Raw genomic sequence first — 18,927 nt, forward strand, 5'->3', positions numbered from 1 at the left:
CCGGCCCCCTCACAGCCCCGTACCCGTCAGGTACGCCGAGACGACGACGTTCGCCGAGTAGGCGCGGCTCGCCCGGTCGAAGGTGCCGGCGCAGGTGATCAGGCGCAGTTCGGCGCGGCCCGGCCGGTGGGTGCCGTAGACCTGGTGGGCGTCGAAGTTCTCGCGGGAGACGACGCGGACGTCGTCCACGGTGAACTCGGCGACCCTGCCGTCGTCGCGCAGCACCCGCACCGTCGCGCCGGGAGCCAGCGCGCCGAGGCGGTGGAAGACGGCGGGCGCGCTCTCGGTGTCGACGTGCCCCACCATCAGCGCCGCGCCCACCGCTCCCGGCTTCACCCCGGCCGCGTACCAGCCGACGGCGCCGGCCTGCGCGTAGGGCGGCGGATCGATCGCGGCATGCGCGTCGAGCCCGCGGGCGACGACCGGTGCGCGCAGGTCGAGCGCGGGGATGTCGAGGCGCTGCGGGAGCGCGTCACCCAACGGGCGTACGGCGGGCGGCAGTTGGACGGAAGCGGGGCGTCCGACCGCGGCGACGTCGCCGGACACCGGGGCATCCGCGCCCTGCCGGACATCGGTGACCTCCCTGCCCCACAGCCACAGCCCGAGCAGCAGCACGGTCCAGGCGACGCCCATGAGGATCCGGCCGCGGTGACCGGAGTTCTCCTGCTCGGCCATGGTCAGCGTGGCCGTCTGCCGCGGCGGGCGCTGCGCAGGGCGACGGCCGTGGCGGCGACGCCGGCCAGGATCAGCCCGGTCACGGTGTGGGCGGTGCCGGGGCCCTCCTCGCGGGCGTCCACCATGGCGAGCCGGGACGTGCCCCCGCCGCCGGCCCGGACGGGGGCCGTGGGAGAGGCGGAGGAGGCCGGCTGCGGCCCGTGCCTCACGGAGCGCCCGGCGGTCTTGGCGGCGACGGTGACGGCGCCCGTGCGGGGCGAGTCGCCGCAGGCGACCTGGATGTCGTAGCTGCCGGCCCTGGCGGTGGAGCGGACGCGGCTCTCGCCGACGAGTTCGCCGTCGCCGGCCACGGTGAGGCGGGCGTCGGCGACGAACGCCCTGGAGACGGCGGTGGCGGTCCGCTGCGGGCACCCGCTCACCCGCAGGGTGATGTCGCCGCCCGGCTGCGGGGCCGACGGACTCAGCGAGACACCTCCGTCCGTCGCGTGTGCCGCCGGGGTGAGGGCGACCGCCCCGAGGGCGGTGACCGTACAGAGAGTGACCCGCAGTGATCCCATCGTGAACCTCCAGATATCTGGAGGCTGCCCCCGTGGGGCGGGCCCCGCATCCTCAGCGGGGCCCGCGTTGCTCCGTACGGGTCGTGTCGCGGGTGAAAAGGGTTGGAGTGCGCCGCGCCCTAGATCCGCTCGACGAGGTCCGCGATGGAGTCGACGATCCTGGAGGGGCGGTAGGGGAAGTTCTCCACCTGCTCGGGCCGGGTCAGGCCGGTGAGGACCAGGTACGTCTGCATGCCGGCCTCGATGCCGGCCAGCACGTCGGTGTCCATGCGGTCGCCGATCATGGCGCTGGTCTCGGAGTGGGCGCCGATGGCGTTCAGGCCGGTGCGCATCATCAGCGGGTTCGGCTTGCCGGCGAAGTACGGCTGCTTGCCGGTGGCCTTCGTGATCAGCGCGGCGACGGCGCCGGTCGCGGGCAGCGGGCCCTCCGTCGACGGGCCGGTCTCGTCGGGGTTGGTGCAGATGAAGCGGGCGCCGGCGTTGATGAGCCGGACGGCCTTGGTCATGGCCTCGAAGGAGTAGGTGCGGGTCTCGCCGAGGACGACGTAGTCGGGGTCGTGGTCGGTGAGGATGTAGCCGATGTCGTGCAGCGCGGTGGTCAGGCCGGCCTCGCCGATGACGTACGCCGAGCCGCCGGGGCGCTGGTCGTCGAGGAACTTGGCGGTGGCCAGCGCGGAGGTCCAGATGTTCTCGATCGGCACTTCCAGGCCCATGCGGTTGAGCCGGGCGTGCAGGTCACGCGGGGTGTAGATGGAGTTGTTGGTGAGCACGAGGAAGGGCTTGCCGGACTCGCGCAGCTTCTTGATGAAGGCGTCGGCGCCGGGGATCGGAACGCCCTCATGGATGAGCACACCGTCCATGTCGGTGAGCCATGACTCGATGGGCTTGCGGTCTGCCATGGTGCTGTGACTCTCCTGGCCTGCGTACGGGACGAGCTGGGGGCGCCGGAACCACGCCGTACCGACGCCCCCAGGGTAATCAGGACTGGCTGATCCTGACCCCGTCGATCACCCAGTACCAGTTGTCGGACCCGGTGTAGCGGAGATCTTGGACTCGCCCATGGTGGCGCGGACGTGGTCGATGCCCGCCGCGGGGTCCGCGCCGACGTGGCGTGCGGCCGCGGCGAAGGCCCGTCGCACGGGGGCGCCGGGGGCCTGGTCGTTCGGGTGGTCCACGCAGGGATCGTCGCAGACGGGGCGGGCCGCCGGGCGGGCGCCTCCCGGCGGTCCGGGTGAGTAGGTGCAGCCGGAGCGGGCGCCTCCCGGCGGCCCGGGTGAGTAGGTGCAGCCGGAGCGGGCGCCTCCCGGCGGCCCGAGCCGGGAGGTGCGGCCTCAGCGGCGTCTGCGTACGACCAGGAGGCCGGCGCCGGTCAGCAGGAGGGCCAGGGTGGCGGTGAGGGTGACGCCCGGGGTCGAGGTGAGGCCGGTGCGGGCGAGCTCGTCGGCGAGGGTGAGCCGGTTGCGGGCCGGGTCGGTGCCGGGCGGGGCCGAGGTGTCCGGGGCGGCGGAGGTGTCCTGGTAGGACGGGTCGGCGGGGCGGATCCGGCCGGAGTCGTCGAACCGGCCGTCCTCGTCGAGGGCGCCGGTGGCGTCGGTCTCGATCTTGAAGCGGTAGTCGTTGGACTGGCCGACCCAGTCGCCGTCGTCCCCGTGCCGCTGGACGACGGCCGCGTTGGCGGTGACGTCGTTCGGTACGGCGTCCGAGGTGACCGCCAGCCGGATCTTCACGGTGACGGTCTTGCGGGGGCCGACGGTGAAACCGTCGAAACCCTCGAAGGCGCCGACGAGTTCGTCCTGGTCGGTGGTCTCGAAGCGGACGGCGTGCGGGCGGGTGCCGGCCCGGCCGTCGTAGAACTCCAGCCGCGGCTGGGACGGCTCCAGCGCCCGCTTGCCGTCGACCAGGACGACGACCGGGTGGATGCCGGTGCAGGTCCGGGTGGTGGTGTTGGTGAGGTCCAGGTACCAGGTGCCGAATCCGCCGCCGGCCGCGTAGGAGGTGGGGCCGCCGTGGAGGCGGGTGGTGAGGGGGAAGTCCCCGGCGCCGGAGGCACAACCGGGGAGCGCGGCGGGAGGTTCCGCGTGCACCGGGGGCGCCGCGGCGAGGAGGGCGGCTGCTGCGAGGCAGAGGGGGACAGATGAGTGCAGTCGCATAAACACATGACCATCCCGGGTGGGGACGGGTACGCGGTGACGCCATTCCGCACGGCACCGCAAGTCCCCTCGATCAGCGCACACCGGTCGACCCGCCTGCCGTAGCCCGGTCGCACCGCATGCCGTACACCGGTCGAACCGGACACAGCAGCCCCGGTCGACGCGCGCGCCGTAGCCCGGTCGCACCGCATGCCGTACACCGGTCGAACCGGATACAGCAGCCCCCGTCGACGCGCGTGCCGTACTCCGATCGGCCCGGATGCCGTAAACCCGCTCTTCTCAGCCCTCCGCCCGTCCGAACAGCGGGGCCAGCAGCAGTTGGGCAGCGCCCTCGGCGACCCCGCCTCCCTCGCCGGGGGCGACCCGTACCGGTACCGGGTCCTCGCCCGCACGTCCGGCGCGTTCGTCGAGGACGGCGGCGACGCCCCGTACGAAGGTCTCCGGCGCGGCGGCGACCGTGCGGCCGCCCAGCAGGACGAGGTCGACGTCGAGGAGGGCGACCAGGTTGCCGGCCGCGGTGCCGAGCACGCGTGCCGCCTCCGCCGCGTCGCCCCGCGCGACGGCCGCCAGGCACAGCGCCTCGACGCAGCCGCGGTTGCCGCATCCGCAGGGCGGCCCGTCCAGCTGGACGACCTGGTGCCCGAACTCCCCGGCTCCCGTACGGGTGCCCCGGTGCACCGCTCCCCCGATCACGAGCCCGCCGCCCAGGCCCGCCCCGAAGTGCAGGTACGCGAAGGAGGCGAGGGCGCCCGCATCGCCCGCGACGGCGAGGCCGAGCGCGGCGGCGTTGGTGTCCTTGTCGACGACGACCGGCAACGAGAGGCGCCGCGCGAGCACGTCCCGCAGCGGGAAGCCGTTCCACTCCGGGAACCCGGTGACGCGGTGCAGCACGCCGCGCCGATGGTCCAGCGGACCGGGCAGCGCCACGCCGACGCCGAGCACTTGAGGCCGACGGTCGCTGGAACCCCCTGGGGGCGCGGGGAACCGCGCGACCGGCCCCCCACCGCCCGCACCCGACCGCCCGCCCTCCCCCACCAGCTTCCCCACCTCCCGCACAGCCCGCTCGACGACCGTCTCCGCACCGGCCCCGAGATCCAGCGCGGCACTCCGCCGTGCCACAACGGCACCGGTCAGATCGCAGAGCACGGTCGTCAGCTCGTCCCGGTCCAGATGCACCCCCACCGCGTGACCGGCCTCCGGCACCAGCCGCAGCACGGTGCGCGGCTTTCCCCCGGTCGACGCGCGCCGCCCTGCCTCCGCCGCGAGCCCGTCCTCACGCAACCGGGCGGTGATCTTGCTGACCGCCTGCGGGGTGAGCCCGGTGCGTTCGGCGAGTTCGAGCCGGCTGATCCCTTCGGGCCCGGCCATGCGCAGCAGGTCGAGCACGAGCGCGGCGTTGTGGCTGCGCAGGGCGCCCAGATTCACGCCACCGACCGCGCCGCCGCCGACGGCCCCGGTCCCGGTCCCGGTCCCCGAGCCGCCGACAGCGGCACCGGCCAGGACACCACCGGCCTCGCCGCCCCCCGACGCGCCACCCCCGCCCCCGGCACCCGAGCCGCCGGCAGCAGCACCCGCCACAACACCACCCACGACCCCACGACCGCCCAGAACACCACCCACCTCACCACCACCCGACGCGCCACTCCCAGCCCCGGCACCCGAACCGCCGACAACAGCACCCACCACAGCACCACCCACGACCCCACGACCGCCCAGAACACCACCCACCTCACCACCACCCGACGCGCCACCCCCGGCCCCGGCACCCTTCGCCCCACCCTCGGCATCCTTCGCCCCGCCACCGGCACCACCGACCCCGGCACCCACCACCCCACCACCGGATCCGCCGCCGCCAACCCCGTCGTCCGTCCTGCTCACGCCGCCCATCACCCGTCCATTCTCCCCCGCGCTTGCACTTTGGCAACAGCGTTGCGAAAGTAGTCCGCATGACTGGCACTCCCGGCACGACCGCTTCTCCCCTGCGCGTGGGCCTCGTCGGCTACGGCCTGGCAGGCTCCGTCTTCCACGCCCCGCTGATCGCCTCCACCGAGGGCCTCGCCCTGGACACGGTGGTCACCTCCAACCCCGAGCGGCAGAAGCAGGCCCGCACCGAGCACCCGGACGTACGCGTCGCCGCCACGCCCGACGAGCTGCCGGCCCGCGCCGGCGACCTCGACCTGCTCGTCATCGCCTCCCCCAACAAGACGCACGTCCCGCTCGCGACGGCCGCTCTCGAGGCCGGCCTCCCGGTCGTCGTCGACAAGCCGATCGCCGGCACGGCGGCCGAGGCGCGCGAGCTGGCGGCGCTGGCCGAGGAGCGCGGTCTGCTGCTCTCCGTCTTCCAGAACCGCCGCTGGGACAACGACTTCCTGACGCTGCGCCACCTCCTGGCCGAGGGAGAGCTGGGCGACGTATGGCGCTTCGAGTCCCGCTTCGAGCGCTGGCGTCCGCAGCTGAAGGGCGGCTGGCGGGAGTCCGGCGACCCGGCAGAGATCGGAGGTCTGCTGTACGACCTCGGCAGCCATGTCGTCGACCAGGCGCTGGTGCTGTTCGGCCCCGTCACGCAGGTGTACGCCGAGGCGGTCGTCCGCCGGGCCGGCGCGGAGGCCGACGACGACACGTTCCTCGCGCTCACGCACGCGAACGGCGTCCGCTCCCACTTGTACGTCTCCGCGACGACCGCTCAGCTCGGCCCCCGTTTCCGGGTGCTGGGCTCGAAGGCGGGCTACGTCAAGTACGGCCTCGACCCGCAGGAGGCGGCGCTGCGCGACGGGCTGCGGCCCGGCGCAGGCGGGGACTGGGGCGTCGAGCCCGAGTCGATGTGGGGCCACGTGGGTGCGGGAGAGTCCCCCATGACGGGCGGCGGCCGCGCCGAAGCGACCCTGCCGGGCGACTACCCCGCCTACTATGCGGCCGTGGCGAAGGCCCTGCTGGACGGCGCCCCCAACCCGGTGACCGCCCTGGAGGCGGCCGCCACCCTCGACGTACTGGAGGCGGCGCGCCGTTCGGCGCTCGACGGAGTGGCGGTGACGCTGTGACACCCGGCAAGGCACACGGTTCGGAGATCACCCCGAAGTTCCACCCGGAACTCACCCCGCCGCTTCAGGAGCTGGAGGCGCAGGAACGGCGCCTGGTCCTCCCCCGGTTCACCCACGACGACGCCTGGGAGCTGGGCTGCCTGCTGGTCGAGATGGCCCGCGAGCGCCAGGCCCCGGTCGCGATCGACATCCACCGGTCCGGGCAGCAGCTGTTCCACGCGGCCCTGCCCGGCTCCACCCCGGACAACGACGCCTGGATCGCCCGCAAGCGCCGCGTGGTGGAGCGCTACGGCTCCGCCTCCTACATCGTCGGCGCCCGCTTCCGTGCCAAGGGCACGACCTTCGAGGACTCCTCCCGCCTGGACCCCGACACCTACGCGGCCCACGGCGGCTCGTTCCCCATCAACGTCGAGGGCGTGGGCGTCATCGGCTCGGTGACGGTGAGCGGCCTGCCCCAGCTGGAGGACCACCGGATGGTGACGGAGGCGCTGGAGCAGTTCCTGGACAAGCAGTGACGGCAACGCCCCCTGCTCTTTGCTGTTCAGGGGCGCGGGGAACTGCGCGATCAACCACGGACGGCCCGCAGCCGACCGACTGCCCGCAGTTCCCCGGCTCTCCCTGCGGAGCGCCTACGCGTCCTTGAGCTCCTGCCGCTGCCGGCCGAGCCCCTCGATCTCCAGCTCCACCACGTCCCCGGCCCGCAGATACGGCTTCGGCTCGGGGTGGCCCATGGCCACGCCCGCCGGCGTACCGGTGTTGATGACGTCGCCGGGATACAGCGTCATGAACTGGCTGACGTACCGCACGACCTCGGCCACCGGGAAGATCTGCTCCGCCGTCGTGCCGTCCTGCTTCAGCTCGCCGTTGACCCACAGCTTCAGCGCGAGGTTCTGCGGGTCCGGCACCTCGTCCGCCGTCACCAGCCAGGGGCCCAGCGGGTTGAACGTCTCGCAGTTCTTTCCCTTGTCCCAGGTCCCGCCCCGCTCGATCTGGAACTCCCGCTCGGACACGTCGTGCGCCACCGCGTACCCGGCGACATGCGCGAGCGCCTCCTCGGCCGACTCCACGTAGCGGGCCGTACGTCCGATGACGACCGCGAGTTCGACCTCCCAGTCGGTCTTCGCGGACCGGCGGGGCACCAGCACGGTGTCGTGCGGGCCCACGACCGTGTCCGCGGCCTTGAAGAAGACGACCGGCTCGGCGGGCGGCCGGGCGCCGGTCTCGCGGGCGTGGTCGTGGTAGTTCAGCCCGATGCACACGACCTTGCCGATGCGGGCGAGCGGCGGCCCGACGCGCAGACCGGTCGCGTCCAGCGCGGGCAGCTCACCGGCGTCCGCGGCGGCCCGGATCCGGCCGCGCGCGGCGTCGTCGGCGAGCAGGGGCCCGTCGATGTCCGGCACGACGCCCGACAGGTCCCGCAGGGTCCCCTCGGCGTCGAGCAGCGCGGGCCGCTCCGCTCCCGCCGTACCGACTCGCAGCAGCTTCATGATCACAGTCTCCCTCGATCGCGGGGCGCCCGCCGATGTGTGCAGCCATCGGAGGACTGGTCGATCCTCCAAGGTCCACGGCCAGTCCGCAATACCCGGTTCACGTACTGGACCGTAGGGCCGGCCCCGGCTATCGGTAGAGCGCGGCCCGCTCGACCGCGCTCCAGGTCGTACTGGTCACCACGTACAGGGCGGCGGCCAGCGGCACGACCGCCACGGTGACCAGGGTGAAGAACGACATGAACGGCATGACCTTGGTGACGGCCCCCATCCCGGCAAGCGGCTGGCCGTCGGCGACCGGCACCGCCGGGTTGGCGGCCATCATCCGCTTCGTACGGCGAAAGTTGAACGCGGCGACGCACGCGACGATCACGAACAGCCCGGCGTAGACCAGCCCCGCGCCGCCGAACGCGCCGCCGTCGCCGAGCGCGTCGGCCCACCGGTCGCCCAGGGGCGCGGCGAACAGCTGGTGCGAGAGCAGTTCGTTGGCCTGTCCGCCGATCGTCGTGTTCGAGAACAGGTGGTAGAGGACGAAGAACGCGGGCAGCTGGAACAGTCCTGGCAGGCAACCCGCCAGCGGCGACACCTTCTCCTCGGCGTGCAGTTCCATCACGGCCCGCTGGAGCTTCTCGGGGCTCTTGGCGTGCTTCTTGCGCAGCTCGGCGATCTTCGGCTGCAACTCGGCCCGCGCCTTCTGCCCGCGTGCGGCGGCCCGGGACAGCGGATGGACGAGCAGTCGTACGAGCGCGGTGAACAGGATGATCGCGGCGGCGGCCGCACCGGCGCCGAACAGCGGGTCGAGCAGGTCGGCGAGCCGCTGAACAAGGTCGGCGAAAACAGACATGGATGAGCCCTCCGGGGGTCTCGTCGTGCCGGACGGAGAGATGCCGGGAAACGGCATGGCGGCATGACGACCCGCGCGGGGTCACACGGCAGAGGTGTGCGATCTGAGGTGCGTGCCCTACGCGGCGGTCGCCGGGAGGGCGTGCCCGGGCGCCCTGGGCCGTGGCCGGCCCGAGGCGTCGGGGTCGCGTTGCGGGAGGAAGGCCGTACGGCGGGCCCGGTCGCGGATGGCCGTACGCACCCGCGTCGGCGCCACGGCGGGCGCGGCGCGCGAGGCGAGCAGGGAGCAGACGGCGAACGCGGAACCGGCGGCCGCGGTCGCGGCGAGCGCGACGGTCGCGGAGAGGCTGCCGGTGTCGAGCAGCGCGATCTCCAGGAAGAGCAGCAGGAGTGCGGCGGCGGGACGCAGACCGGCCAGTCGGCGGATCATCGGCGGCACCTCCCCCTCGTGTCCCTGCGCGGCTTGGCCGCGACGTCGCTCGTCTTGACGTTCGCCTGTATCGCTATGACGTTCGTCTGTTTCGTTATGACGTTCGCCTGTTTCGTTATACAGGATCCTCACGCCGACCCGGCTCGAGAACCCTGACGCCGACCCGGCTCAAGGATCCCTCACGCCGACCCGGCTCAAGGATCTCTCACGCCGACTCGGCCTCGATGGGCTGCAACAGCCGCTTCGGCTTCAGCAGCGCCCGGCTGACCGGATCCGCCGGGTCCGGATCGAGTGCGGGTCCCGGGGTCATGAGGACGTCCGCGACGGGTACGACGGTTGCGCAGGCCGGGCACTCGCCGTACGGCCCCAGTTCCGTGCCGCACTGCGCGTGCAGGAAGTAGCGCAGCCGGGCCTCGTCGAGGTGCTCGCGCCCCCACAGACCGAGCGAGCGCAGGGTGGGCCACAGGGCGATGCCGCGCTCGGTGATGACGTACTCGTCGCGCGGCGGCGACTGCTGGTACCGGCGCTTTTCGAGGATCCCCTCGGTGGTGAGCGCCTGGAGGCGGGCGGCCAGGACGGCGCGCGGGATGCCGAGGTGGACGAGGAAGTCGTTGTAGCGGCGCACGCCGTAGAGGGCGTCCCGGATGACGAGGAGCGTCCAGCGCTCGCCGACGATCTCCAACGCCCGGGCGATCGAGCACTGCTGTGTCGCGTAGTCCTTGCCCAATGCCATGCCGTCCACTGTAAACCCTTTTCACCTTCTTGATTCAGTGAACGAACCTACGGTGCTACGGTGGGACCCATGCCACGGTTCAATGAACGAACTCCACCCGGGGCGGTCACCACGGCGACGGCCGCACCCCAGGACGCCCCCGCCCCCGCTCCCGCCCCCGCCCCCGCTCCCGCCCCCGCTCCCGCACCCGCCGCCGACCCGGCCCCGAACCGGCGCGCCACCCTCACCCTGACCAGCGCCGCCACCGCCGTCACGCTGATGACCTACACGGCACCGATGGTCACGCTCCCCCAGACCGCCGCCGCCCTGCACACCCCGCTCTCCGCCCAGGCCTGGCTCCTGAACGGCACCCCGCTCGGCCTCGCCGCCCTGCTGCTCGTCGCCGGCAGCCTCGCCGACGACTACGGCCGCCGCCGGATCTTCGTCGCCGGCACCTTCGCCCTCGCCATCACCACCGCCCTGGGCGCGCTCACGACCAACACCTGGCTCTTCACCCTGGCCCGCATCGCGCAGGGCGCGGCGGGCGCGGCGCTCCTCGCCAGCAGCCTCGGCCTGATCGTGCACGCCTTCCCCGACCCGCGCGGCCGGCTGCACGCGACCGGCGTCTGGGGTGCCTTCGTCAGCGGCGGCATCGCGCTCGGCCCGGTCGTCACCGGCGCGATACCGAACTGGCGCGTGTCGTACGGCGTCCTGGCCGCCGCCGCGCTGATCGTGGCCGCCCTGTCCACGCGCGCCCTGTCGGAGTCGCGGGCCCCGCGCGGCGGCCGCCCCGACCTCGCCGGCGCCGTGACCTTCGGACTGGCCCTGGTCTCCCTGGTCGCGGCACTGACCCTGGGCCGCGACGGCTGGCTGCGGGCACCCGTGGGCCTGCTGCTCCTGGCCGCCGTCGCCCTGCTGGGCCTCTTCGTCGCGGTGGAGCGCCGCACGGCGACCCCGATGATCGACCTGTCCCTGCTGCGCCGCCCCCGCTTCCTCGCGTCCTCCGCCGGCGGCCTGTTCACCGGACTCGCGGTGATCGGCCTGTTCAGCTTCCTGCCGGCTCTGCTCCAGCAGACGCTCGGCCTGTCCGCGATGGACACGGCGTGGCTGTTCCTGCTGTGGTCCGGCCTGTCCTTCGCGGTGGCCCTCCAGGCCCGCCGGCTGGGCGGCCGGGTGTCGCCCCGCATCCAGCTCGCCGTCGGCTTCGTCCTGCACGCGGGCGGCACCCTGGCCATGCTCGGCGCGATCGGCGCGGGCTCCTGGCCCCGGCTGCTGCCCGGTCTGCTGATCGCGGGCGTGGGCAGCGGCCTGCTCAACGCCGCGCTGCCCCTGCTCTCGGTGGAGTCGGTGCCGCCCCAGCGCGCCGCGATGGGCTCGGGCGCCCAGCAGACCTTCCGCTACATCGGCTCCTGCGCCGGCGTCGCCCTGACCATCGCCCTCGCCACGTCCTCCGCGGGTGGCCTGGCCCGGGGCGCGGACATCGCGATGCTGGTCTCGGCAGGCCTCGCGCTGCTGGCGGCGGTGAGCGTGGTGGCACTGCGGGAGCGGGCCGCCTGACGTACGGCCTCAAGGACGCGTCCCTCAGCGGGGCCGCATCGAGACGAGCTTGCCCCACACCACCAGCCGGTACTTCGACGTGTACTCGGGGGTGCAGGTGGTGAGGGTGAGGTAGTGGCCGGGCTCGTCGTATCCCCGGTCCGGCAGGACCGTGGAGCGCGGGACCGGCCGGATCACGCCGCCGTCGTGGGCGGCCGTCTGCCGCAGGGTCCGGTCGACGGCGTACGTGTACGTCGCGCTCCGCGTCTCGACGCGGACCGTGTCCCTCGGCTGCAGCCGGTTGATGTACCGGAAGGGCTCGCCGTGGGTGTTGCGGTGCCCGGCGAGCGCGAAGTTGCCGGCCTGGCCCGGCTGTTGGGTGCCGGGATAGTGGCCGACGTAGCCCTTGTTCAGGACGCCGCTCCTGCTGATGCCCTCGGCGACGGGGACGCGGAGGTTCAGGCGCGGGATGCTGAGGATGGCGTAGGCCTTGGACCAGTCCGGCGCGGACTCGACGGCCGGGCGCCGAGCCCCGCCGCCGGACCGCCCGGACGCCCCGTCGGACGCGGGCGCGGGCGGGTCCGACGCCACCGGGACGGCCGCAGGGGACTCCCCATCCCCCTCGTCTCCCCCGCCGTCCCAGGACCGCTCCAGCGCCCGGACCTGGCGCTCGGCACCCGCCCTGGCCTCCCTGTTGGTCCACCACATCTGGTGGACGACCAGCAGCAGAAGCACGACCCCGACGGTGACGAGCACCTCCCCGCCGGCCCACAGCACCCGCCGCCGTGCGGCACGCCGCCGCAGCCCGCTGTGCCGCACGACGCGAACCCGCCCCATCCCGAGCCTCCTTCACCGGAGCCGCCCGCACGATAGGTGCCGCGGGGCGAGGTCTCCAGACCCGTGCGCCGAGGTCTCCAGACCCATGCGCCGAGGTCTCCAGACCCGTGCGCGCCCCGGCCCGCACGCCGCCCGCGTCCGACCCCCCGAACACTTCCTCCACAGGTTTGAGAAAGGGCTGTCGGAACCCTCGACAACCCGCGCGCCACACCCGATGCTTCGTGTCGGCATGAACGGGACAGGCCACGGAGCCGGGTTCGACGACGACACCGCCGACACCGGCCGTTGAGCGAAGCGGAGAAGTCATGATCCGACGCAGAACTCTGCTGGCGGCGACAGGCGGCGCGTTCCTCGGCAGCGCCCTGGCCACGGGCACCGCACACGCGGACGCGACCGTCGCCGTCAACCCCGGCACTTCGTACGGCACTTGGGAAGGCTGGGGCACCTCGCTTGCCTGGTGGGCGAACGTCTTCGGCGCCCGGGACGACTTCGCCGACCTCTTCTTCACCACCAGGTCGGTGACCTACAACGGCACGGCACTGCCCGGCCTCGGCCTCAACATCGCCCGCTACAACCTCGGCGCGTGCAGCTGGAACAGCGTGGGCGGCGAGTCGATGGCCGAGTCGGCGAACATCCCCGGCTTCAAGCAGATCGAGGGCTTCTGGCAGGACTGGAACAACGAGGACCCCACCTCCTCGGCCTGGGACTGGACCGCGGACGCGACCCAGCGCGCGATGCTGCAGAAGGCGACGGCACGCGGCGCGACCACGGAACTCTTCGCCAACTCCCCCATGTGGTGGATGTGTTACAACCACAACCCGTCCGGCGCCGCGGACGGCGGCAACAACCTCCAGACCTGGAACTACCGCCAGCACGCCTCGCATCTGGCGGCAACGGCGTCGTACGCGAAGTCGAACTGGGGCGTGAACTTCGCGACGGTCGACCCCTTCAACGAGCCGGCCTCCAGCTGGTGGACCGCCACCGGCACCCAGGAGGGCTGCCACATGGACCCGGCCGTCCAGGCCGCCGTACTCCCGTACATGCGCAGCGAGCTGGACAAGCGGGGCCTGTCGGGCATCCGTATCTCCGCCTCGGACGAGACGAACTACGACACGGCCCGCTCGACGTGGTCGTCCTACAACTCCGCCACCAAGGCCCTGGTCGGCCAGGTCAACGTGCACGGCTACCAGGGCTCGGGAGGCCGCCGCGACCTCCTCTACACGGACGTGGTCACCACGTCCGGCAAGAAGCTGTGGAACTCGGAGACGGGCGACGGCGACGGCACCGGCCTCACCCTGGCCTCCAACCTCTGCTACGACTTCCGCTGGCTGCACCCGACGGCCTGGTGCTACTGGCAGGTCATGGACCCGACGACGGGCTGGGCACTGATCGCCTACGACGCGAACACGCTCCAACCGACCACGATCCAGACCAAGTACTACGTACTGGCACAGTTCAGCCGACACATCCGCCCCGGCATGCGGATCCTGGACACGGGCGTGAGCTACGCGGCGGCGGCCTACGACGCCTCGGCCCGCCGCCTGGTGATCGTCGCCGTGAACACCTCCACCTCGGCCCAGACCCTCACCTTCGACCTCTCCCGCTTCACCACGGTCTCCGGCGGCACGGGCGGCCTGGTCCCGCGCTGGAACACGGTGACGACGGGCGGCGACCAATACCGGTCGTACTCGAACACGTACCTGAGCGGGAAGTCGGTGGCGGTGCCGTTCGCGGCGCGGTCGGTGCAGACGTTGCAGATCGACGGTGCGGTGATCTGAGGCGCTGGCGTGACGCACCCCCGGGCACCGGCCCCGCCACGGCCGAGCCCTCCCGCACCCACCCCGGCGCCGGCACGGCCGAGCCCTCCCCGCGACCGCGACCGCGTCACGCGCCCTCGGACCGCGCCGCCTCGACCAGGCAATATCTGCACCCTCTTCCCCCCTCTGTTCTCTCCTCCGTCAGCCATGGGCAGTACGGTGTCCCCCATGCGCCCCGACACGCCTGCCGAAAACGTCGACCACACCGCCGAAGCGGCACGCCTGGAGCGAACCGCCGGCCTCTACCCGGAGGACGCCGAGGCCCTGCTGCTGCGGGCCGCGGCCCACCTGGAACTGTCCGGCGACCGCCCCGCCGCGACCGCCCTCTACGACAACCTGCTGTCGTCGTCGACGCCCCTGGAGCACCCCCACCTGGTACGTGCCCTGAAGGCCTCGAACCTGTGGGAGTACGGCCACGAGGCAGAGGCCCGCGCGATCATCGACGGCGTCAGGGCAGCCGCCCCGCGCGACCCGGCCCCCTGGGTGATCGTGGCGGAGGCGCTGGAGAGTCACGACGAGCTGGAGCAGGCGCAGGAGACGTTCACGGAGGGCGTGCGGCTCCTCCTGACGGACGTGGCGGAGCCCCCGTACCCCACCCACACCCTGCTCTTCGGCCGCCACCGGGTCCGCCGGATGCTGGGCGCCCCGCACGACGAGTGGGACACCTTCGCGGACACCCTGCACTCGATGCCGGTCTCCCTGGACGAGCTCCACGACCCCAAGCGCGTGTGGTCCCTGGGCTCGGACAACCCGGCGGAACTGGAGGCGGAGATCTCCCGCCTCCGCGCGGAACTGGGCGCCTACCGCGAGGCCCTGTCCCGCCCGTTCCCGGTGGCGGTCCTGCACTGGACGACAGCCGAACTGACGGAACTCCTGGCCGCGTATCCGTCCCTGACCTCGGAGTACCCCTCCCACGAGGACCACCTGACGACGATAGAGGGCTCTCTCCGCGAACTCTCGGCCTCCGGCACCCCGAACCTCGGCATCGTCACGGGCACGGTCCCGTCCTACGAGGCCTTCGCGGCCTCCGAGCTCTCCTCCCCGGACGACGCGACACTGCTCCCGCAGTACGCGACGACACTGGCGGCCCGGGGGCGGGCCGTGGCCTGGCCGCCGCAGCGGGGGGCGGCCTGCTGGTGCGGCTCGGGCCAGGCATACGGGGAGTGCCACGGCACCCAGCCCCCGGCCTGACACCCGGGTCACCCGCCCCACCGGCCTGACACCCGCGGCACGCACCCCACCGGCCTGACACCCTGAGCGCTCCACCCACCGGCCTCAGCGCCCCACCCAACGGTCTGACACTCGCGGCACCCACCACCCACCGGAGGCCGGCCGCCAAGCCCACCCGGCGTGCCCCGAAACGCGGGCGCGCGCCCAGCCCCGCCCAACAGCCCGGCCGACCTCCCCCCACCCCACCTGGGCCCCCCACCCTTCCGGGCCGCCCGCTCGCTTCTCCCCCGTGCTGGAGCGAGCCGGGTCAAGGGTGGCCCGCAGGGCCATCGGCGCAGCCGACGCGGAACGCAGCGCAGCGGAGTGAAGCGCCCTTGACGCGGCTCGCGGAAGCACGACACTGACCAAAGAAGCGGGCGGTCCAACGGCACCTGCGAGGAAACGCACATCGTCCGTGGGGTTGTCGGTGTCGCCTGCTACAACAGAGTCACTGCTGTGTGGGGATTGGGGAAATCAGCGTGGCTCAGCCGAGGGATCTGTCGCAGCCTGTCGCGGGGGTTTACGAGGAACTCGTCACCGAGCGCCTGCAAGCGCAGATAGATCAGTTGAGCGGGGCAGGTTGGAAAGCCATCGACGACGAGGTAAGCGAAGAATCGTCGCCCCATGTACTTGCCCGACACATCGGCCAGGCTGTAAGCCGACGACTTAGTCAGCTGCCGCGTGACAAGCGCGTCGCTGTGGCGAATCAGATCATTCAGGCACTCGCGTCTGACCCGGCCGACCCGAGCAACAGCGACGCCGTCGAGGTCATTGCTGAAGGCCCCCGCCAGCTCCTAGCCCTGGCTGAGAAGGAAGCCCCCGGCGTCTACGCGGTACGCCCGCTCACGCCACTCTCAGAGACTGCCCTCATCACCAACTCTCCCGACGATCCGAGCCTCGGTAGCGAGTTGCGCGCCGAACTAGCTACAGCTGACCGGATTGATCTGCTGTGCGCTTTCGTGAAGTGGTACGGCCTGCGCGTACTCGAAGACTCCCTCCGCGCCGCCGCGGAACGGGGCATCCCCATCCGCGTCATCACCACGACCTACATCGGCGCCACCGACCGCCATGCACTCGACCGACTCGTCCGCGACTTCGGCGCGGAGGTGAGGGTCAACTACGAGGTCCGCTCTACGCGCCTCCACGCAAAAGCTTGGCTGTTCCGCCGCCAGAGCGGCTTCGATACGGCGTACGTCGGCAGCTCCAATCTCTCAAAGGCCGCACTGCTCGACGGCTTGGAATGGAACGTACGCCTTTCGTCAGTGGCCACTCCGGCCGTACTGAACAAGTTCGAGGCCACCTTCGACGCGTACTGGAACGACATCGCTTTTGAGCCGTACGACCCGGATCGCGACGCCCACAAGCTGGACGACGCTCTGCGCGCGGCGGGCGGATCGACGTCGAGCCAGGATGCCAAGATCAGCCTCTCTGGCCTTGAGGTACGGCCCTACCCCCACCAGGCCGACATGCTGGAGCGGCTACGTGTCGCGCGCGAGGTTCACGGCCACCAACACAACCTGCTGGTTGCAGCGACCGGTACGGGCAAGACGGTCATGGCCGCACTTGACTACCGCGATCTACACAAGGAATCGGACAGCAGGCAGTACCCACGGCTTCTCTTCGTCGCGCACCGCAAAGAGATCCTTAGGCAGTCGCTGCGCAAGTACCGCGAAGTGCTCGATGATGCTTCGTTCGGCGAAGTACTCTTCTCCGGCGAGCTGCCGCGCGACTGGAAGCACGTCTTCGCCAGCGTCCAGTCCCTCACCGATCAGCGACTCGACCAGTTCGCCCCCGAACACTTCGACATCATCGTTATTGATGAGTTCCATCACGCGACGGCTACGACCTATCGCCGCGTTCTCAACCATTTCAAGCCGAAGCAGTTGCTGGGCCTGACCGCCACCCCCGAGCGAGCTGATGGCCTCAACGTGCAGGACGCCTTCTTCGAGGGGCGGATCGCAGCTGAGATGCGGCTGTGGGAGGCCCTCGACAACGACCTTCTCTGCCCATTCCACTACTTCGGTGTGCCCGACGGCACCGACCTCACTCGGCTCAACTGGCGTTCTGGGACGTACGACCAGAGTCAGCTCGGTGACTTGTTCTCCGCTGACCACGCCCGAGCCCGCATCGTCATCAAGCAGGTGCGGGACAAGGTGTCCGACCCCATGAGCATGCGGGCGCTCGGCTTCTGCGTCAGCAGGAAGCACGCTCACTTCATGGCGAAGTGCTTCCAAGAGGCAGGCTTCAAGGCGGAGGCCCTGGACAGCATGTCTCGGCCCGAAGTCCGTGACCGTGTTCTGTCTCAGCTCAAGGACGGCGAGATCCAAGTCGTCTTCTCTGTGGACCTATTTAACGAAGGCTTGGACATCCCGGACGTCGACACGCTGCTTCTTCTGCGCCCCACCAGCAGCGCCACCGTCTTCCTACAGCAGCTTGGTCGAGGCCTGCGTCGCACGCCCGACAAGCCTGTGCTCACCGTGCTCGACTTCATCGGTCAGCACCGTGCCGAGTTCCGCTTTGAAGAGCAGTTCCGGGCGATGACCAACCTGTCACGTAACCGGCTGCTTGAGCACGTTGAGCATGACTTCCCCCTGCTGCCGTCCGGCTGCCAGATCATCCTTGAGGGCAAGTCCAAGGATCTGGTCCTGGACAACATCCGCACCCAGATCAAGGCGACCGTGCAGACCCTCGCTAAGGAAGTGAGAGTCTTCGGTACACCGCTCCTCGCGGACTATCTCAGGGAGAGCCGCCGCGAGATCCGGGAACTGTACAAGTCGAGCAACTCATGGACGTCAGTCCTACGCCGAGCATGCCTAGCCGACCTGCCGGAACAGCCGGGCGAGGAAGACCTCCTGAAGCGCGTACATGCGTTCTTGCACGTCGACGACCGCGAACGTGCAGACGCATACGCTCGCCTGTTGAGCGATGACGCCCCGCGGTATGAGTTGCTGAGTCCTGCAGACCAAACCTACGCACGCATGCTCTTCTTCAACCTTTGGGACAAGGCCGGCGGGTTTAGCTCCTATGCAGAGGGGCTGCAATCGCTCCGTGAGCACAGAGCGTTCCGTAGCGAAGTACAGCAGGTGCTCGACCATGTGATGGGGGAAGCGGACCACTACCCCATTCCTTTGGAGGGTCCGCACGCACATATTCCCTTGAAGATCCACAGCGCTTACAACCGCTCGGAAATCCTGACCGCGCTCGGCGTCGCTCGCCTCGGCGGTCAGATGCCCGGATCCTTCGCACAGGGTGTCTTGCGGGACGAGTCGATCCAGACGGACGCCCTGCTGATCACCCTGGAGAAGAACGAGAAGGACTTCTCCCCCACCGTCCGTTACAAGGACTACGCGCTTACTCCCTCCCTGTTCCACTGGGAGTCACAGAGCACAACCGCAGACACCTCACCCACTGGCCTGCGCTACCAGCAGCACACTCAACGCGGAAACCACGTGCTGCTGTTCATGCGGCGCTACAAGGACACCGACATCGGCAAGGCGCAACCGTGGATGCTGCTGGGCCCGGCGACCTATGTCCGCCACGAGGGCAGCAAGCCGATGGCCATCACCTGGCGACTCCACTATGAGTTGCCTGCTGATGTGTGGTCCTACTCGGGCATCACCGCGGGCTAGCCATTCA

The 18,927-nt window shown here is 71.3% G+C and carries 18 protein-coding genes; 7 read left to right on the top strand and 11 right to left on the bottom strand.

Features of this window, described 5'->3' with window-relative positions; translation table 11 throughout:
- Positions 1-9 precede the first annotated feature (9 nt).
- From AC3ETA_RS03480 to AC3ETA_RS03505, 6 genes are all read right to left on the bottom strand, one after another.
- Positions 10-675 (bottom strand): class F sortase, encoded by a 666-nt coding sequence (locus tag AC3ETA_RS03480; protein WP_432191305.1) that lies wholly within the window; start codon positions 673-675, stop codon positions 10-12.
- Between the two features lie 2 nt (positions 676-677).
- On the bottom strand, positions 678-1,232 hold the full coding sequence (locus AC3ETA_RS03485) for a hypothetical protein (RefSeq protein ID WP_432191306.1): 555 nt from the start codon (positions 1,230-1,232) through the stop codon (positions 678-680).
- Between the two features lie 119 nt (positions 1,233-1,351).
- Positions 1,352-2,131, bottom strand: a complete 780-nt coding sequence (locus AC3ETA_RS03490; RefSeq protein WP_432191307.1) for an HAD-IIA family hydrolase — start codon at positions 2,129-2,131, stop codon at positions 1,352-1,354.
- Between the two features lie 108 nt (positions 2,132-2,239).
- Positions 2,240-2,407, bottom strand: coding sequence for a hypothetical protein (locus tag AC3ETA_RS03495; protein WP_432191308.1), 168 nt, complete (start codon positions 2,405-2,407; stop codon positions 2,240-2,242).
- Positions 2,408-2,563: 156 nt separating this feature from the next.
- Positions 2,564-3,382 carry a hypothetical protein gene (locus tag AC3ETA_RS03500; RefSeq protein WP_432191309.1) on the bottom strand — a complete coding sequence of 273 codons (819 nt, stop codon included), beginning with the start codon at positions 3,380-3,382 and terminating at the stop codon, positions 2,564-2,566.
- A gap of 279 nt (positions 3,383-3,661) precedes the next feature.
- Positions 3,662-4,807 carry an ROK family transcriptional regulator gene (locus tag AC3ETA_RS03505; protein ID WP_432191310.1) on the bottom strand — a complete coding sequence of 382 codons (1,146 nt, stop codon included), beginning with the start codon at positions 4,805-4,807 and terminating at the stop codon, positions 3,662-3,664.
- On the opposite strand from AC3ETA_RS03505, the gene AC3ETA_RS03510 reads away from it, so the two are divergent.
- From AC3ETA_RS03510 to AC3ETA_RS03520, 3 genes are read left to right on the top strand one after another with little or no spacing between them, the layout of a single operon-like run.
- A complete protein-coding gene (locus tag AC3ETA_RS03510) occupies positions 4,781-5,323 on the top strand; it encodes a hypothetical protein (RefSeq protein ID WP_432191311.1) in 543 nt (180 codons plus the stop codon). The genes AC3ETA_RS03505 and AC3ETA_RS03510 overlap by 27 nt on opposite strands.
- Positions 5,324-5,328: 5 nt before the next feature.
- On the top strand, positions 5,329-6,420 hold the full coding sequence (locus AC3ETA_RS03515) for a Gfo/Idh/MocA family protein (RefSeq protein WP_432191312.1): 1,092 nt from the start codon (positions 5,329-5,331) through the stop codon (positions 6,418-6,420).
- Entirely contained in the window at positions 6,417-6,935 is a 519-nt protein-coding gene (locus AC3ETA_RS03520) for a heme-degrading domain-containing protein (RefSeq protein WP_432191313.1), read from the top strand. The genes AC3ETA_RS03515 and AC3ETA_RS03520 overlap by 4 nt, the downstream gene beginning before the upstream one ends.
- A gap of 114 nt (positions 6,936-7,049) precedes the next feature.
- Here the strand turns inward: AC3ETA_RS03520 and AC3ETA_RS03525 are convergent, their stop codons facing one another.
- The 4 genes from AC3ETA_RS03525 to AC3ETA_RS03540 form a co-directional block, all read right to left on the bottom strand.
- A complete protein-coding gene (locus AC3ETA_RS03525; protein ID WP_432191314.1) occupies positions 7,050-7,907 on the bottom strand; it encodes a fumarylacetoacetate hydrolase family protein in 858 nt (285 codons plus the stop codon).
- Positions 7,908-8,037: 130 nt separating this feature from the next.
- Entirely contained in the window at positions 8,038-8,751 is a 714-nt protein-coding gene (locus AC3ETA_RS03530) for a YidC/Oxa1 family membrane protein insertase (protein WP_432191315.1), read from the bottom strand.
- Between the two features lie 117 nt (positions 8,752-8,868).
- On the bottom strand, positions 8,869-9,180 hold the full coding sequence (locus AC3ETA_RS03535; protein ID WP_432191316.1) for a DUF6412 domain-containing protein: 312 nt from the start codon (positions 9,178-9,180) through the stop codon (positions 8,869-8,871).
- Positions 9,181-9,385: 205 nt separating this feature from the next.
- On the bottom strand, positions 9,386-9,913 hold the full coding sequence (locus tag AC3ETA_RS03540) for a winged helix-turn-helix transcriptional regulator (protein ID WP_432191317.1): 528 nt from the start codon (positions 9,911-9,913) through the stop codon (positions 9,386-9,388).
- A gap of 69 nt (positions 9,914-9,982) precedes the next feature.
- Between AC3ETA_RS03540 and AC3ETA_RS03545 the strand changes: the two genes are divergently transcribed.
- Positions 9,983-11,449: an MFS transporter gene (locus AC3ETA_RS03545; protein ID WP_432191318.1), complete on the top strand. Its 1,467-nt coding sequence runs from the start codon at positions 9,983-9,985 to the stop codon at positions 11,447-11,449.
- Between the two features lie 24 nt (positions 11,450-11,473).
- Here the strand turns inward: AC3ETA_RS03545 and AC3ETA_RS03550 are convergent, their stop codons facing one another.
- Positions 11,474-12,265, bottom strand: a complete 792-nt coding sequence (locus tag AC3ETA_RS03550) for a class E sortase (RefSeq protein ID WP_432191319.1) — start codon at positions 12,263-12,265, stop codon at positions 11,474-11,476.
- A gap of 305 nt (positions 12,266-12,570) precedes the next feature.
- On the opposite strand from AC3ETA_RS03550, the gene AC3ETA_RS03555 reads away from it, so the two are divergent.
- The 3 genes from AC3ETA_RS03555 to AC3ETA_RS03565 all read left to right on the top strand — a co-directional run bounded on the left by AC3ETA_RS03555 (position 12,571) and on the right by AC3ETA_RS03565 (position 18,920).
- Positions 12,571-14,043: a glycoside hydrolase gene (locus AC3ETA_RS03555; RefSeq protein ID WP_432191320.1), complete on the top strand. Its 1,473-nt coding sequence runs from the start codon at positions 12,571-12,573 to the stop codon at positions 14,041-14,043.
- 207 nt (positions 14,044-14,250) lie between these two features.
- The gene (locus tag AC3ETA_RS03560) at positions 14,251-15,273 is read left to right on the top strand and encodes an SEC-C metal-binding domain-containing protein (protein ID WP_432191321.1); all 1,023 of its coding nucleotides are present in this window, start codon (positions 14,251-14,253) and stop codon (positions 15,271-15,273) included.
- 497 nt (positions 15,274-15,770) lie between these two features.
- A complete protein-coding gene (locus tag AC3ETA_RS03565; protein WP_432191322.1) occupies positions 15,771-18,920 on the top strand; it encodes a DEAD/DEAH box helicase in 3,150 nt (1,049 codons plus the stop codon).
- Positions 18,921-18,927 lie beyond the last annotated feature (7 nt).

The sequence above is a fragment of the Streptomyces sp. bgisy027 genome, from assembly GCF_057710365.1.

Excerpts from the sequence above, each read along its gene's own strand:
- AC3ETA_RS03480 (WP_432191305.1), bottom strand. The coding sequence starts at position 675 with ATGGCCGAGCAGGAGAACTCCGGTCACCGCGGCCGGATCCTCATGGGC.
- AC3ETA_RS03485 (WP_432191306.1), bottom strand. The coding sequence starts at position 1,232 with ATGGGATCACTGCGGGTCACTCTCTGTACGGTCACCGCCCTCGGGGCG.
- AC3ETA_RS03490 (WP_432191307.1), bottom strand. The coding sequence starts at position 2,131 with ATGGCAGACCGCAAGCCCATCGAGTCATGGCTCACCGACATGGACGGT.
- AC3ETA_RS03500 (WP_432191309.1), bottom strand. The coding sequence starts at position 3,382 with ATGCGACTGCACTCATCTGTCCCCCTCTGCCTCGCAGCAGCCGCCCTC.
- AC3ETA_RS03515 (WP_432191312.1), top strand. The coding sequence starts at position 5,329 with ATGACTGGCACTCCCGGCACGACCGCTTCTCCCCTGCGCGTGGGCCTC.
- AC3ETA_RS03525 (WP_432191314.1), bottom strand. The coding sequence starts at position 7,907 with ATGAAGCTGCTGCGAGTCGGTACGGCGGGAGCGGAGCGGCCCGCGCTG.
- AC3ETA_RS03530 (WP_432191315.1), bottom strand. The coding sequence starts at position 8,751 with ATGTCTGTTTTCGCCGACCTTGTTCAGCGGCTCGCCGACCTGCTCGAC.
- AC3ETA_RS03535 (WP_432191316.1), bottom strand. The coding sequence starts at position 9,180 with ATGATCCGCCGACTGGCCGGTCTGCGTCCCGCCGCCGCACTCCTGCTG.
- AC3ETA_RS03540 (WP_432191317.1), bottom strand. The coding sequence starts at position 9,913 with ATGGCATTGGGCAAGGACTACGCGACACAGCAGTGCTCGATCGCCCGG.
- AC3ETA_RS03545 (WP_432191318.1), top strand. The coding sequence starts at position 9,983 with ATGCCACGGTTCAATGAACGAACTCCACCCGGGGCGGTCACCACGGCG.
- AC3ETA_RS03550 (WP_432191319.1), bottom strand. The coding sequence starts at position 12,265 with ATGGGGCGGGTTCGCGTCGTGCGGCACAGCGGGCTGCGGCGGCGTGCC.
- AC3ETA_RS03555 (WP_432191320.1), top strand. The coding sequence starts at position 12,571 with ATGATCCGACGCAGAACTCTGCTGGCGGCGACAGGCGGCGCGTTCCTC.
- AC3ETA_RS03560 (WP_432191321.1), top strand. The coding sequence starts at position 14,251 with ATGCGCCCCGACACGCCTGCCGAAAACGTCGACCACACCGCCGAAGCG.